The organism is Streptococcus hepaticus, from assembly GCF_043656315.1.
Lineage (GTDB): Bacteria > Bacillota > Bacilli > Lactobacillales > Streptococcaceae > Streptococcus > Streptococcus hepaticus.
Genome location: NZ_JBINIY010000001.1, coordinates 1 through 15,478, shown reverse-complemented (window position 1 = coordinate 15,478; position 15,478 = coordinate 1). Strand labels below are relative to the sequence as shown.

Here is a 15,478-nt window from a genome sequence, read left to right as displayed (position 1 = left end):
TAATTATCTCCTAATATCTCCCCATCACATCTTCCAAGTCAGCCAAGGTCACACCAAACAGTTCCAAGCGTTTTAGGAGTTGCTTGCCATTACAGTAACCAATGCGGAGCGCTTCTCCCAGATACTCACGGCGTTTGCGGCTATCGGCTCCCATAAGCAAGCCAAAACGGATAAGGTCTGCTCGGCTAATGTCAAAATTATTCTGATCATCGTAATTTCCCATGACAGATGACAAGGCTTTTTGCAGATCTTCAAAGCTAGCGTGTTCGATACCAAGTGAACGCCCCTTGGTTTTTGATTTTGGGACTGCTTCGCCTCGGTTGAGGAAGGCGTGTTTTGCGGTGGGAACTGCCTGCATAATCATTTTGCGGATGCGCTCGCCGTTGTAGTCAGGATCCGTGAAGACAATAACACCGCGGAGATCATTGAGCTTTTCAATACGTTCTAGGTCATCATCAGAAATGGCAGACCCTCGGGTTTCGTAGGTATCCACATCGTAGAAACGGCGTAGGTTTGCGGTGTCGTCCTTACCTTCGACGACTACCACTTCTTGAATTTTAATTTTCTCAGTCAAGGTTAAAAATCCTCATAGCATTCTGGTAAGTCGCGTCGGCCACTTCCTCCACGGTCATGCCTCGCAGCTCTGCAATTTTCTCCACCACATAGCGGGTGTAGGCGGTTTTATTCTCGCGGCCACGTTTTGGTACGGGCGCAAGGTAGGGGGCGTCCGTTTCGACTAGGATTTTGTCTAGGGGCAAATACTGCGCTGCTTCCTGAATGTCCAGTGCTTTTTTGAAAGTTACGACACCAGAGAAAGAAATCATCATCCCCAAGTCAACGAATTTCTGTGCCTCGGCCAGACCTCCAGAGAAGGAATGCATGATACCGCCTCGTGGTCCCACACCTGCTTCTTTGATGACTTGGTAGGTATCTTCAAGGGCATCACGGGTGTGAACAACGAAAGGTAGGTCGTGATCCTTTGAGAGCTGAATTTGACGTTTGAAAACTTCAAATTGAACTTCTTTTGGGTCTTCCATCCAGTGGTAATCCAGCCCGATTTCACCGAGAGCGATGACTTTTGGATTTGACAGGTTCTGGACAATCATGTCTTCGATGTCTTGGTTATAAGAGCCAGCCTCTGTCGGGTGCCAGCCGATGGTACTATAAACCTGGTCAAAACGTTCTGCCAGCGCAAGCGATTGGGCAATGGTCTCTTGGTCAAAACCGACCACGTTCATCTTAGTCACACCAAGTTCACGCGCCAAGTCAATCTCTTCTTCTTCTTTTCCTAAAAAAATTTCCACATTAAGGTGGGTATGGGTATCAAAAATTTCTAACATACCACTATTATAGCACAGTTTAGGGGATTTTTAGGGAGTGGGAAAGAACTCATAACAACTTATAGAGAGTTCGTCTTCCCACCCCCGCACAGTTGATTAGGTTATCTTTGGAACTTGAAAAGTGAATAAAGATACCAATCAACCACTGCGTTTTGTTATTCTAACTAACATAAATTTAGGAGCTAGACTTGAGCCTAACTCCTCTTTACTATAAAGCGATGACTAGAGCTTGATAGGGTTGCAAGTCTAGGAGGTTTTCCTGCAGCTCCACTTTCTTGTTATTAGTTCTTTTGGTGCATGTGGTAAAACCACTTGTGCAGCCTGATCTTGGAAATTTACGATAACCTGTACACGCTCTTCGCATATACGCTCATAGACAATGACATTTTCCAGGTTCATATAGGCTGGTTCAAACTGGCTGAAGCGAATGGCTTCTCCGTACACAGGGTGACGATAAAGGGCTGTCAAAGCCTTGTAATAGCATCGTGATTAATACTGCTGGGAAAATCAAATCCCAGGAATTACCATATTGGCCTGACTCCAATTTAGCAAAATAGACCGAGAGCGTCAATGTCTTGATCTCACTGTTCCCAATCACCAAGAATGGCAAGAGATAGTCATTCCAAATCCACATGCCATTCAAAATGATAACTGTCATCGTTGTGGGTTTCAAAAGTGGCATGATGACCTTAAAATAAACCTGCACAGGGCTTGCACCATCAATAATTGCAGCTTCTTCGAGAGAAACTGGAATACTCTTGATAAATCCATGATAGAGGAAAAGTGACATACTGAGCCCAAACCCACCATACATAATCACCAAGCCAGGAACATTTTTCAAACCCATATTATCAAACATGCTAATTAAAGGATACATGATGGCCTGGAAAGGAATCAACATTGATGCTGTGAATAAAAGCAAGAGAACTGTTGAAATCTTTGATTTGAAACGAACCATCATCCAAGCCGCCCCCGATGAGATACGGATAATCAATGCCACTGATAAACTTGTAATGAGCAAAGTTAACAAGAAAGAGCTTCCCAGGTCAATCCGCTCAATCGCTGACTGAAGATATTTGAAAGAAAAGTGCTCTGGCAAAGCCATCGGTTGTTTAACGATTTCCGTTTGTGACCTAAAGAAATTTAAGAGCAAAAATACAATCGGAAAGAGGGTCACCAAGGCCATAACCGTTACGATAACATAGCGGAAGTAAGTATTTGATTTTCTCATTGCGCCTCAATCTCCTCACGTTTCGTAAACCAAACCTGTATCAATGATACCGCTGCAATAATCACAAAGAAGATAACTGCTTGCGCTTGCGCCATACCGTAGTTGTTAGAAGTATCTTTTGTAACTTTCTCTTCATCAATTTTGATGATTGGTAGCTAACTATCCACCAAGCTACGATTGCACAACACAATCTCACCTTTTTTTTACAAGATTTACTACTTCTTCCGTATGAGTTTCTAAGGAAGTAGAATTAAGCCATCCAACTGTTTCCGCTTCAACATCCCAATAAAAACTTCTTCTCGTTGAACATCTTGAAGAGTTTGCAAAACTACAATATTATAGCCGTTTTCGGAAGCATTTTTTTCAATACTATCCACTAAATAGGAAAAGAAGGGGTTTGTAATATAGGATACAATCACACCAATCAACTTGGTCCCTTTACCACGTAGCTGGCGTGCGCCACTATTTGGAAAGTAACCCAGTTCATCCATAGCTGCCTGAATTCGCTGCTTAGTCTTCTCAGATACATACGGATGATCATTCATAGCACGTGATACCGTAGTCGGTGAAACATTGGCTAACTTTGCAACATCTTCAATCCCTACCATCTCTTATCCTCACTCATTTCTTGATATTTACATGCTCATTGTATCACATTTTTCATAACTGCTCTAGACCGATACTCTAAATTTCTAGCACAAAAAAACCAACAGACTCGAGTTTCTGCTGGTTTTCATTTCTTCATCTTATGCTACAGCAAGCACTTTGCGCCCTTTACGGCGACGAGCTGCTAATACGCGACGTCCATTTTTAGTAGACATACGGTTACGGAAACCGTGTTTACGCGCGCGACGGATTTTACTTGGTTGAAAAGTACGTTTCACGATGAATACCTCCTGATAGATTTTCGTATTCGTTTAGCCGGCTAGTTATGATCAGTTACTAAACATACCATACTATTCTACAGTTTTTTCCAGTCATTGTCAAGCACATCTATCTTTTCATGTAAATTTTCAACTGATTTTTTTACTCAAAAATAGAAAATTTTAACAAAATACTCTAGCAACAGCTAGTTTATTCTGGTTGCTTCATAATAAGGTCTTAGCAGGTCCACACCATTATGGAGTTGATTAATCAACTCTTGGGTATCCAATCCTTCGCATAAAGGGATATCTGTCTTGATAAGCACTTTACGCAAGTCTCCATTTTCAAGGCGTTTTTTTAGTAGTTGACGATTCTCCTCGGTAGCAGGTAATTTGATACTTGCATCGTTTTCTACATACTGGTAATAGGTTCCCATAATAGGAGCAACCTCTAAAATCCGCGCCTGCTTAGCCAGACTCTCCTCATCCCTCTTGCGCTCAATGATACTCACTTCAACGGAGATACCAAATTCTGTAGCATTTTCATACAAGCGAAAGGCAAACATGGGATCTGATACAGCTTCCTCCTGCCGCAAATAAACCCAGAAATGAGGGCGCGCAATTTGCGCTTGATTGACCCAGTTGCTAACTCGTTCTAAGGTGAAATTCGGATAAACCACTTGAAAATCTTTGGCAATCTGAGAAAAAACGAGACGAGCTTCCTGCCCTTCTCGTTTTAAATCTTTCATGGTTTCTTTCAGATTGCCTGCCTTTTTAGGCATGATATATTTGACTCCCTGAGCAGCCAAATAGGTCGACAAAGCTGAAATATTAATCACGGCTTCCCTCAATATCTACTACCACATAACGGTTTGGTTCATTGCCTTCTGAGTAACTTGTCAAGCCGTCCATTTTAGAAATGATTCGGTGAATGATTTTTCGTTCACTGCTAGACATTGGGTCTGTGTGGTAAGCTTCTTGGTCTTCCAAAACACGCTCAGCCAATTTTTGTGCGTAGCCTTGAAGAACTTCTGCACGGTGTTCTACATAATCATTGACATTGATAGTAATGTAGAAATTACGCTCATAGCGATTGTAGAGGAAGTTTTGCGCCAAAAGTTGCAGAGCTTTCAAAACCTTACCATGGTAGCCGATGACACGGCCTGGTTCATTAGTATCCACTTGGATATTGATAGTACGACGATTATGTGTGGCTTCAAGCTGAGCATCCACATCCATATCATCTAAGATTTCTTGAACATAGTCAGACACTTCTGTCACCACTTGATCAATATCATAGCTTTGTTCCACTTTGATATTCAAGTCTTCAAAACTGTTTGACACAGGTACCCCTTCTGTTACATGCTCATCCTTGATGATTTCAATACGACCTGTTTCTTCCAAGATAGTCTTGGCATCCTTATCATTTTTAAGGATTTCAGCCTTGATGTCATCATCTAATACTTGACCAGATTTTTCAAATTCTTTTACGGCTGCTACAACTTTACCAAGATCAATGGTCGCTTCGGAAACGCTCTTTACTGGTTCATTGAGCTCATTGATTTCACTTGGAACGCCACGAACAGCTTTTTGATTTGCTTTCGCAACGGTTGTTTCATTGATGACATTGATATCTACTTGGGCTGGCTTCTTACCAAAGCCAAAGAAACCACGTTTTTCACGTGCTAAAACTGTAATGTGTGCCTTTTTACGCGGAATATTTAATTCATTCAAACCATTTTGAATGGCTTCTTCCACAGTAGTTCCTGTAAATTTCATACTCTTATCTCCTATTTCAGACTATTTTTTCTTACGAGCTTTCTTTTGAGCACGGCGGATTTTTGCTTCACGCTCTTTCTCTGCATCAATCTTAGCTTGACGTTCTGCAATGATTTTGAAAGGATTGTTCAATAAAAGGGTCTGGAAAACTTGGTAGGCATTTGAAACAACCCAATACAGCGATACCCCACTGGCAGCTGTCAAGGCAAACCAGAAAATCATCACTGGAAAGATAATCATCATGGCTGTCATAGCACCATTTTTTTCAGGTGCAGCCTTATTGGTCAGCCACATACTAAGAAGAGTGAAAACTGCTGCTAATACAGGCAAAACGAAGTATGGGTCTGTCGCCCCTAAATTCAGCCAAAGGAATTGACCAACTTTCAGTTCTGGCACGCGACTGAGGGCTTGAAAAAGGGCAATCAAAATCGGCATCTGAACGAGAATTGGCCACATGGATGCTGTCATGCTAACCCCATTCTCCTTATAGAGCTTAGAAGTTGCTTCACTCAAGGCTTGACGGCTCTCCATATCCGTACCTGGATACTGGGCTTGAAGCTCTTTGAGTTTAGGCTGCAACTCCTGCATTTGCCGCGATGACTTCATTTGAATCTGGAAAAGCGGCAATAAGATTGTCCGAATAATCAACGTAAAGAGGATAATCCCAATTCCGATATGTCCACCAATTGATAAGTGCTGAATAAATTGACCAAACCAATAAACAAGTTGGTTCCATGCCCCCGTGGATTCGCTCGTAACAGCACTCGTTCCACAGGCAGTCAATACGAGAAGTGACAAACTTAACAAGCCTGCCCATTTAACTTTCTTTTTCAAGAGATACACCTTCCTGGTAAATAGTTGCTAATTTTAAAACATGAAGCAGATTTTTTCTTACTTCCTGATAAGGCAAATCCTCTACCCCTTTACGGGCAATCACCACAAAATCATCCTGGGTCAAATGAGGAGAAAACTCCATCAAAACGTGGCGAATTTTCCGCTTGATACTATTGCGTACTACCGCATTCCCCAGCTTCTTGCTCACCGATAATCCAACACGAAAATGACCTTGTTCTTTCGGCAATCGGTAGACGACAAATCTGCGATTGGCAACGTTTTTTCCTTGTGTAAAAATATCGTTAAAATCGCGTTTTCGCTTGACACGATAGCTTTTTCTCATCGTCCACTCCATCTTTCAAAATTAACACTATTATAACATATTTGTAATCAAAATTTCAAAAAAAGCCAATAAACTGCCTGTTTACCAGCTACTTTTGGCAATATTTTTCTCCAAAATACAAAAAACAGAGGAAGATGATTCCTCTGTTTCTTTAGAAAGAGATATTAGCTATCTTTTCTTTTTTTGCCATAGGCGTAAGCGAGAATGCCCGCAAGTCCCATACCTACAAGTGCCCAAATGTCTGATTTAGTTGAACCAGTACGTGGCAATACCTTCTTAGGTGTTGGCGTTGGTCCTTGTGGTGTAGGAGGTGTTGGCAAGTCACCTTTCGGCTCATCAGGAGTCGTTGGAGGTGGCGTTGGTTTTTCTGGCTTAGGTGGGATAACTGTTACTGTATTTGTCTTCTTCGTCAAATCAGTGTTTGGATTATGATTGAATTGTACTGTTGCAGTATTTTCAATTCCCTTAGTGAAGTGTACATCTGTCAAAGCTTTTACATCCTTGATAGATGAGTAAATGATAACACTTACTGTACGTCCTTTAAGGGCTTCCATTGTGAATTCGTCTGAGAAGTCAACCGTTACAAGTTGTCCTTCAACCTTAATTGTACCGCCCAAAGCTACGATAGCTTCAGCTGTCAATTCGCCTTTGTCATTTACTTTTTCAAGTTCAGCAAGTTTAGCTTGGAGCTTAGCTTGTTTTTCTTTCACTTGATCAAGTGCTTTTTGTTTTTCTACAACAACTTTTTCTTGGTTTGCAACTTCCACTTTGACTTCAGCATCTGTCTTAGCAGTTGCCAAGGCTTCTTGTGCTGTTGTCAATGCTGCTTTAGCTGCAGTAACCTTCTTATCAAGTTCTGCAACAACTTTTTCTTGCTCAGCAATGGCAGCAGTATTATCTGTTGCTGGAGCTGTGCCTGATGTCGTTGTAGCATCTATTGATGAAGTTGTTGTATCTGTTGTAGCAGGAGCTTTCAACTCTGCTAATTTAGCTTGTGCTTGTGCCAATGCTGCTTCCAATTCAGTAACGGTTGCTTGCGCTTCTGTTACATTGTCTTTTGCGGCTGCGGCATTTGAAGAAGTTTTAATTTCTTCAAGCTTAGCAGTTTCAGCATCGAGAGCTGCTTGAGCTTTTTCTACGTCTTCGTCAATATAGTTAGCTGTTGCTGCTGGTGTACCTGATACTTTCACAGCTACTTGTTCTTTCTTCACAGTGAAGAGTGCATCCAAGGTATCTGTTACTGTCAAGCTTGTCAAGTTGATGCGTTTATCATCAGCTTGGTCAGCTGGAACAACCGATTTAATATCGAATCGGAAGGCATCTGTAGATTTAGCCAAGAGCTTGCTCAATGCTTGTTCCTTACCATCTACACCGCTAACCGTCTTCACAGGAGCATCTGGAGTTGGCTCTTGTGGTGTCGGTGGATTTGGTGTGTTTGGTGTTGGAGGAGTTACTGTTACTGGAACAGTGTCTTTATGTTTCTTCACACCATTACTATCTGTAAAGTCAAGGTTAGCTGTATTTGGAATGCTTGCAACATTATTTGTCATATAAGCAGTCAAATCAGCATCTGACTTAATGTAAGCAGGGATGTAAAGTTGGATTTGTTTGTAGCCTGCAAGTTTTGCAAAGTCTACAACAGTTGCGATAACACGATTTCCTTCAACTGTTACCTTCACAGCATCCGTTGTGTAGCCATCTACATAAGCAACAACATCGCCGTTGATTGCCAATGCATCTACCAAGTTATCCGTTACAATAAATTCGCGATATGTAGAGATGTCTGCCGGAATGTCCGCATTGACATTGTACATGTACGATTGGTTAGTTGGAATATCCAAGTGAGTTTCTGTACGATTGATTTTCTTATCAATACCAGGCTCATTTGGTGTTGGTGGAACTACAGGAACTGTATTTGAATCCTTCTTAGTAGCAGGATTATTGTTAATGAGGTAATTTGCTGTATTTGGAATGCTTGTTTGACCATCTACCATATATGGTGTCAAGTCTGCGCCATCTTTCACCTTAGCAGCAAAGACAACTTGCATAGCCTTACCTGCGTAAGCTTTAACTTGTTCTTTTGTCAAAGTAACTCGCAAGTCTTGACCATTTGTTGTAATTTGTGCTGATGGAACCATTTGACCATCAACAGTTGCTTTTACAACACCCTCGAATGACAATACCTCTTTCAAAGTATCGGTTACTTCAAAGGCAAACGCGCCTGTTGGTACCGTTGTTTCGATACTATATGTAAAGATTTCTGTACGAGCTTTCAGCGTTGCACTGTCCGCATTGTTTACTTTCTTCACAATCGGTGGTTGATTTGGTGTTGGAGGTGTGACGTTAACTGGTGGTGTCTTCGGCGTATTTGGATCTTCTGGTTTGTTTGGTCTGCCAGGAGTTCCGTCCGCATTTGGATGAGTAGAAATGATGAAGGCATCATTTGGTACTGTATCCAATACTCCTGCTTTCATTTGAGCAGTTACACGGATAACGACTTTGTCTTCGCCTTTCAGCTTAGTAAATTCGCCATCTTTCACGCTTACAACTACATTGTTTTCACCTGATGCAGTCGTTGTGAAGCTTGAGGCATTTGCACTTGTCACTTCAACTTTCTGAACTGCCAAACGAGAATCAACGGTATCCTTGATGTCAAATTGTGTGTAATCTTTGATCGTGCTTGGCAATGTAACGATGATTTCGTAATCGTAATCAGTTGCATTGTCAACTGTCATCTCATCGAGACGATTATCACCATCTACAATTTTCTTCGTGATAGTTGGTTCAGTTGGTGTTGGAGGAGTGACGTTAACTGGTGGTGTCTTCGGCGTGTTTGGATCTTCTGGTTTGTTTGGTACACCTGGTGTGCCATCCTTACCTGGTTTAGATGTAATCAAGAGAGCTGTGTTTGGTACAGTTTCTGTTACACCTGCCTTGATTTCAGCTTTCACACGAACCGTAATGGTTTCGTTAGCTGGCAAGTTCTTAATTTGATCTTTCTTCGCGTCAACACGAACAGCGTTCACACCTGCGCCTGTTGTGGTGAATTTATCTGCGTGGTCACCTTGAACTGTTACAGATTTCACTTCGAGACGTTTATCTACATCATCGTAGATTTGGAAGTTGTCGTATTTAGCGATGTCGCTTGGAAGAGTGACTTTGATTTCGTACTCATATGGTTTCTGAGTATCGATGTTCAACTCATCTACCAACTTGTCGCCATCTACGATTTTCTTCTCAATGGTTGGTTGTGTTGGTGGTGGCGTTACATTAACCGGTGGTGTACGTGGTGTGTTTGGATCTTCTGGTTTGTTTGGTGTACCAGGAGTTCCATCCGCGTTTGGACGAGTCGAAATGATATAGGCATCATTTGGTACTGTGTCCGTTACACCCTTACGAATTTGAGCTGTCACGCGAATCACTACTTCTTGAGCTTGGTCAAGGTTTGCGAATTCACCATCTTTCACAGAAACTTTAACAGCTGTAGCCTTACCTTCTTCACGAGTGATAGTTGGTGCATTGAACTGTGCTTTATGAGCACTTGTTACTTGAACATCTTTCACTTCAAGACGGCTATCAACCATATCTTCAATTGAGAAGCTTGTGTAATCTTTAATGGTGTTTGGCAACTTCACTTTGATTTCGTAAGCGTAATCTGTTTCGTTGTTCACATCCATTTCATCCAAGCGTTCGTCACCTTTCACGATTTTTTTCGTGATAGTTGGTTCGTTTGGTGTTGGTGGGGTTACGTTAACCGGTGGTGTACGTGGTGTATTTGGATCTTCTGGTTTGTTTGGTCTGCCAGGAGTTCCGTCCGCGTTTGGTTGTGTAGAAATGATATAAGCATCATTTGGTACTGTTTCAGCGACACCTGCTTTAATTTGAGCTGTGACTTTGATAACAACTTCGCCATTTGCTTCAAGGTTTGCGAATTCGCCGTCCTTGACAGAAACTTTGATCTTGTTATTGCCAGCTTCAGTCGTTATAAAGCTTGATGCATTTGCGCTTGTCACTTCAACCTTGCCAACTGTCAAGCGGCTATCCACATCATCTGAGATATCAAATTGAGTGTAATCCTTGATGTTGTTTGGCAATTTCACCTTGATTTCGTAAGCGTAGTCTGTCAATGTATTGACTTTCTTATCATCGACACGGTTTTCACCGTCAATAATCTTCTTAGAAATCTCTGGTTTTGTTGGAGGAGTAACGTTAACTGGTGGTGTCTTCGGTGTATTTGGATCCTCTGGTTTGTTTGGTCTGCCAGGAGTTCCGTCCGCATTTGGATGAGTAGAGATAATGTAGGCTGTATTTGGTACAGTGTCTGTCACACCCTTACGGATTTGAGCAGTTACAAGGATCACTACTTCTTGACTTGCATCAAGATTTGCGAATTCACCGTCTTTCACAGAAACTTTGACTGCAGTAGCTTTACCTTCTTCTGGTGTGATAGTTGGTTCATTAAACTGTGCTTTATGAGCGCTTGTTACTTGAACAGCTTTCACTTCGAGACGGCTATCCACCATATCATCGATTGAGAAGGCATTGTAGTCTTTAATGTTGCTTGGCAACTTGACTTTGATTTCGTACTTGTAGTCTGTTTCGTTAGCGACGAATAGGTCATCAACACGCTCTTCACCTTTCACAATTTTCTTCGTGATAGTTGGTTCAGTTGGTGTTGGAGGAGTGACGTTAACTGGTGGTGTCTTCGGCGTGTTTGGATCTTCTGGTTTGTTTGGTACACCTGGTGTGCCATCCTTACCTGGTTTAGATGTAATCAAGAGAGCTGTGTTTGGTACAGTTTCTGTTACACCTGCCTTGATTTCAGCTTTCACACGAACCGTAATGGTTTCGTTAGCTGGCAAGTTCTTAATTTGATCTTTCTTCGCGTCAACACGAACAGCGTTCACACCTGCGCCTGTTGTGGTGAATTTATCTGCGTGGTCACCTTGAACTGTTACAGATTTCACTTCGAGACGTTTATCTACATCATCGTAGATTTGGAAGTTGTCGTATTTAGCGATGTCGCTTGGAAGAGTGACTTTGATTTCGTACTCATATGGTTTCTGAGTATCGATGTTCAACTCATCTACCAACTTGTCGCCATCTACGATTTTCTTCTCAATGGTTGGTTGTGTTGGTGGTGGCGTTACATTAACCGGTGGTGTACGTGGTGTGTTTGGATCTTCTGGTTTGTTTGGTGTACCAGGAGTTCCATCCGCGTTTGGACGAGTCGAAATGATATAGGCATCATTTGGTACTGTGTCCGTTACACCCTTACGAATTTGAGCTGTCACGCGAATCACTACTTCTTGAGCTTGGTCAAGGTTTGCGAATTCACCATCTTTCACAGAAACTTTAACAGCTGTAGCCTTACCTTCTTCACGAGTGATAGTTGGTGCATTGAACTGTGCTTTATGAGCACTTGTTACTTGAACATCTTTCACTTCAAGACGGCTATCAACCATATCTTCAATTGAGAAGCTTGTGTAATCTTTAATGGTGTTTGGCAACTTCACTTTGATTTCGTAAGCGTAATCTGTTTCGTTGTTCACATCCATTTCATCCAAGCGTTCGTCACCTTTCACGATTTTTTTCGTGATAGTTGGTTCGTTTGGTGTTGGTGGGGTTACGTTAACCGGTGGTGTACGTGGTGTATTTGGATCTTCTGGTTTGTTTGGTCTGCCAGGAGTTCCGTCCGCGTTTGGTTGTGTAGAAATGATATAAGCATCATTTGGTACTGTTTCAGCGACACCTGCTTTAATTTGAGCTGTGACTTTGATAACAACTTCGCCATTTGCTTCAAGGTTTGCGAATTCGCCGTCCTTGACAGAAACTTTGATCTTGTTATTGCCAGCTTCAGTCGTTATAAAGCTTGATGCATTTGCGCTTGTCACTTCAACCTTGCCAACTGTCAAGCGGCTATCCACATCATCTGAGATATCAAATTGAGTGTAATCCTTGATGTTGTTTGGCAATTTCACCTTGATTTCGTAAGCGTAGTCTGTCAATGTATTGACTTTCTTATCATCGACACGGTTTTCACCGTCAATAATCTTCTTAGAAATCTCTGGTTTTGTTGGAGGAGTAACGTTAACTGGTGGTGTCTTCGGTGTATTTGGATCCTCTGGTTTGTTTGGTCTGCCAGGAGTTCCGTCCGCATTTGGATGAGTAGAGATAATGTAGGCTGTATTTGGTACAGTGTCTGTCACACCCTTACGGATTTGAGCAGTTACAAGGATCACTACTTCTTGACTTGCATCAAGATTTGCGAATTCACCGTCTTTCACAGAAACTTTGACTGCAGTAGCTTTACCTTCTTCTGGTGTGATAGTTGGTTCATTAAACTGTGCTTTATGAGCGCTTGTTACTTGAACAGCTTTCACTTCGAGACGGCTATCCACCATATCATCGATTGAGAAGGCATTGTAGTCTTTAATGTTGCTTGGCAACTTGACTTTGATTTCGTACTTGTAGTCTGTTTCGTTAGCGACGAATAGGTCATCAACACGCTCTTCACCTTTCACAATTTTCTTCGTGATAGTTGGTTCAGTTGGTGTTGGAGGAGTGACGTTAACTGGTGGTGTCTTCGGCGTGTTTGGATCTTCTGGTTTGTTTGGTACACCTGGTGTGCCATCCTTACCTGGTTTAGATGTAATCAAGAGAGCTGTGTTTGGTACAGTTTCTGTTACACCTGCCTTGATTTCAGCTTTCACACGAACCGTAATGGTTTCGTTAGCTGGCAAGTTCTTAATTTGATCTTTCTTCGCGTCAACACGAACAGCGTTCACACCTGTGCCTGTTGTGGTGAATTTATCTGCGTGGTCACCTTGAACCGTTACAGATTTCACTGTCAAGCGGCTATCTACATCATCGTAGATTTGGAAGTTGTCGTATTTAGCGATGTCGCTTGGAAGAGTGACTTTGATTTCGTACTCATATGGTTTCTGAGTATCGATGTTCAACTCATCTACCAACTTGTCGCCATCTACGATTTTCTTCTCAATGGTTGGAGTTGTACCTGGAGGGGTAACCGTTACTGGCTTAGTTTCCTTCGTTCCGTCAGCTCCAACTGTATTGGTGTAATCAATTTTCGCCTTATTCGGAATATCTGGAGTTGTTTCACCAGCCTTGATTTGAGCAGGAATGGTCAACTTCACTGTCTTACCTGCAAGAGCTTTTTCAACTTTCGCATTGTAGGCAGTCAACTCATCGCCTGTCAATTTCTTACGCTCTGACGCAATGTCTTTCATCGTTGCAGTTACTTTGTTTCCTTCAACTACTACTGTGAAGAATTCAGCTGCATCGCCTGCAATAGTAGGTTTAGCATCTGTTGTATTCAGTGCAGTCAATTTGTCATCCAAGGTATCACTGATAACAAATTTCTTATATTCAGCAATATCAACTGGCAAGTCTGTTGTAACAATGTAGTTATACGGAGTAACAGTCTCAATGTTCAAGTCTGTCACAAGTTCCTTAGTCTCTGGCGTTTCAATCTTCTTATCAATAGAAGGTTCACCTTGTGGAGGAGTCACTGTTACTTTTGGAGTTGTAATAACGTGAGGTTCTCCGTTTGGTTGAATTCCCGTCTTCGTTGCATCATTTGGAATGTTCATATCTGTAACATTCGCTTTAATATGTGCAGGAATATAGAGTTTCAAATGATATTTATCATGAAGACCTGACATCTTATCTTCAGGAACTGTTACAAGAACCTTCTTCGTTGCTTGGCCATCTTTTTGAGCCTCTTCAACAGTCACTTTGTAGTGTTCAGCGATATAAGACTCATCTGATTCACTAGCTGGTTGTCCATCTGGGTGAACAGCAATTAAGAATGGCTTTTCTGTTGTTGACAATTCAATACGCGGATCAAGAACATCTTCTAATTTCCATGACTTGTATTCAAAGATGTTAGATGGCATTGTAATATCGATAACATAGTTATAATCTACCATGTTTTCAATATTAAGATGTTCAACCAACTCTTTTGGTTCAGCAGTTGATTTAGGATCTTCAATCTTCTTATCAATCGCTGACGGTGTCGGAGGTGGTGGGGTAACAGTTACACGGTTAGATGTTTCTGTAAATTTATTATTGATAACGTAAGTTGCCTCATTCGGAATTTCAGCATGGTTCGAATCCGTTCCATATTCATCTGAATGATTGTCTTTAACGTAACGATATTTAGAAAGATCAGCTTCGTTATTAACTTCGGCCAAGAATTCAATAACAACAGGTTTGCCTTCATTATTAACAATATGTTTCGTGCTAAAAGTAGCTTTAAACACTGGACGTTTAACATTTTCAATAGTTTCTTCTGTTAAAGAAACTATCTCAGCCAATTCAGCTCCACGATATACTGTATCGCCAATTTTAACTGTGACATTTTCTACATTAGATGTGAAGTGAAGAACAGGTTCCAATGCATCCGTTACTACAAAATCTTTTGCATTGTAAGGGATACTTGTCTGAATAGTATATCGGAACTCTTGGTATCGACCTGTTAAATCTTTATGTAGCTGGTCATCAACCGTCTTGTTAATAGTTGGTTTATTAATCGGAGGAGTTACTGTTACAGTATTTGATTTAACCTTCGGATTATCATTTACCTGAATTGTAGCTGTATTAGGAGCTTTTGGCAACCCAGTAGTTGTATCCAAGTATTGAGTCAAACTTGCATTAACTTTAAATTTAGCTGCAAATGTTAATGTGATTGGTTTATCTGCATACTGTTTAATCTGCTCTGCTGTCAAAGTGGCAGAAATTGTATGGCGCTCTCCCGATGTATCAACCTTAATTTGATCAGCTGGAAGATTATATGCTGCTCCTTTAGGATCAATTACTACCGTACGAAGAGTAGCAGGCGTGCTGGCATCTGCCATTTCCATCTCTGGAATCAATTCATCCGAAATTGTAAATGTTGTGGCACCTTTCGGAACTGTTGAATTCACCTTATAGATATATGGGTCATTCCAAACAGCAAGCTCAATATCTTCACCAGCTTTATTGATTTTAGCAGTATATGTTCCAGCAGGAACGCCATCAGCTTCGCCAGCAATACGAGTCGTTACTGACGGTTCAACTGTTTTCG

The 15,478-nt window shown here is 41.5% G+C and carries 10 protein-coding genes; all 10 read right to left on the bottom strand.

The features are described 5' to 3' along the window. Window positions 1-10: 10 nt before the first annotated feature. The gene (rnmV, locus tag ACHUFA_RS00050; protein WP_222348704.1) at window positions 11-574 is read right to left on the bottom strand and encodes a ribonuclease M5; all 564 of its coding nucleotides are present in this window, start codon (window positions 572-574) and stop codon (window positions 11-13) included. Further along, window positions 567-1,340, bottom strand: coding sequence for a TatD family hydrolase (locus ACHUFA_RS00045; RefSeq protein ID WP_222348706.1), 774 nt, complete (start codon window positions 1,338-1,340; stop codon window positions 567-569). Before ACHUFA_RS00045 ends, rnmV begins: the two co-directional genes overlap by 8 nt. 409 nt (window positions 1,341-1,749) lie before the next feature. Beyond that, the gene (locus ACHUFA_RS00040) at window positions 1,750-2,571 is read right to left on the bottom strand and encodes a carbohydrate ABC transporter permease (RefSeq protein ID WP_394404577.1); all 822 of its coding nucleotides are present in this window, start codon (window positions 2,569-2,571) and stop codon (window positions 1,750-1,752) included. Between the two features lie 236 nt (window positions 2,572-2,807). Next, the gene (locus ACHUFA_RS00035; RefSeq protein WP_222348709.1) at window positions 2,808-3,179 is read right to left on the bottom strand and encodes a LacI family DNA-binding transcriptional regulator; all 372 of its coding nucleotides are present in this window, start codon (window positions 3,177-3,179) and stop codon (window positions 2,808-2,810) included. Window positions 3,180-3,317: 138 nt separating this feature from the next. Next, window positions 3,318-3,455, bottom strand: coding sequence for a 50S ribosomal protein L34 (gene rpmH, locus ACHUFA_RS00030; RefSeq protein WP_018368178.1), 138 nt, complete (start codon window positions 3,453-3,455; stop codon window positions 3,318-3,320). A gap of 185 nt (window positions 3,456-3,640) precedes the next feature. Continuing rightward, window positions 3,641-4,216, bottom strand: a complete 576-nt coding sequence (locus ACHUFA_RS00025) for a ribonuclease P (protein ID WP_222348802.1) — start codon at window positions 4,214-4,216, stop codon at window positions 3,641-3,643. Between the two features lie 49 nt (window positions 4,217-4,265). Continuing rightward, window positions 4,266-5,213 (bottom strand): RNA-binding cell elongation regulator Jag/EloR, encoded by a 948-nt coding sequence (gene jag / locus ACHUFA_RS00020; RefSeq protein WP_222348711.1) that lies wholly within the window; start codon window positions 5,211-5,213, stop codon window positions 4,266-4,268. 21 nt (window positions 5,214-5,234) lie between these two features. After that, the gene (locus ACHUFA_RS00015) at window positions 5,235-6,047 is read right to left on the bottom strand and encodes a YidC/Oxa1 family membrane protein insertase (protein WP_222348713.1); all 813 of its coding nucleotides are present in this window, start codon (window positions 6,045-6,047) and stop codon (window positions 5,235-5,237) included. Next, window positions 6,031-6,390 carry a ribonuclease P protein component gene (gene rnpA, locus ACHUFA_RS00010; RefSeq protein WP_222348715.1) on the bottom strand — a complete coding sequence of 120 codons (360 nt, stop codon included), beginning with the start codon at window positions 6,388-6,390 and terminating at the stop codon, window positions 6,031-6,033. The genes ACHUFA_RS00015 and rnpA overlap by 17 nt, the downstream gene beginning before the upstream one ends. Before the next feature lie 164 nt (window positions 6,391-6,554). Further along, on the bottom strand, window positions 6,555-15,478 hold an 8,924-nt coding region (locus ACHUFA_RS00005), incomplete at its 5' end, for an isopeptide-forming domain-containing fimbrial protein (RefSeq protein ID WP_394404576.1).

What these genes read in the sequence shown, in the direction of transcription:
- ACHUFA_RS00045 (WP_222348706.1), bottom strand. Translation starts at nt 1,340, where the DNA reads ATGTTAGAAATTTTTGATACCCATACCCACCTTAATGTGGAAATTTTT.
- ACHUFA_RS00040 (WP_394404577.1), bottom strand. Translation starts at nt 2,571, where the DNA reads ATGAGAAAATCAAATACTTACTTCCGCTATGTTATCGTAACGGTTATG.
- ACHUFA_RS00035 (WP_222348709.1), bottom strand. Translation starts at nt 3,179, where the DNA reads ATGGTAGGGATTGAAGATGTTGCAAAGTTAGCCAATGTTTCACCGACT.
- ACHUFA_RS00025 (WP_222348802.1), bottom strand. Translation starts at nt 4,216, where the DNA reads ATGCCTAAAAAGGCAGGCAATCTGAAAGAAACCATGAAAGATTTAAAA.
- jag (WP_222348711.1), bottom strand. Translation starts at nt 5,213, where the DNA reads ATGAAATTTACAGGAACTACTGTGGAAGAAGCCATTCAAAATGGTTTG.
- rnpA (WP_222348715.1), bottom strand. Translation starts at nt 6,390, where the DNA reads ATGAGAAAAAGCTATCGTGTCAAGCGAAAACGCGATTTTAACGATATT.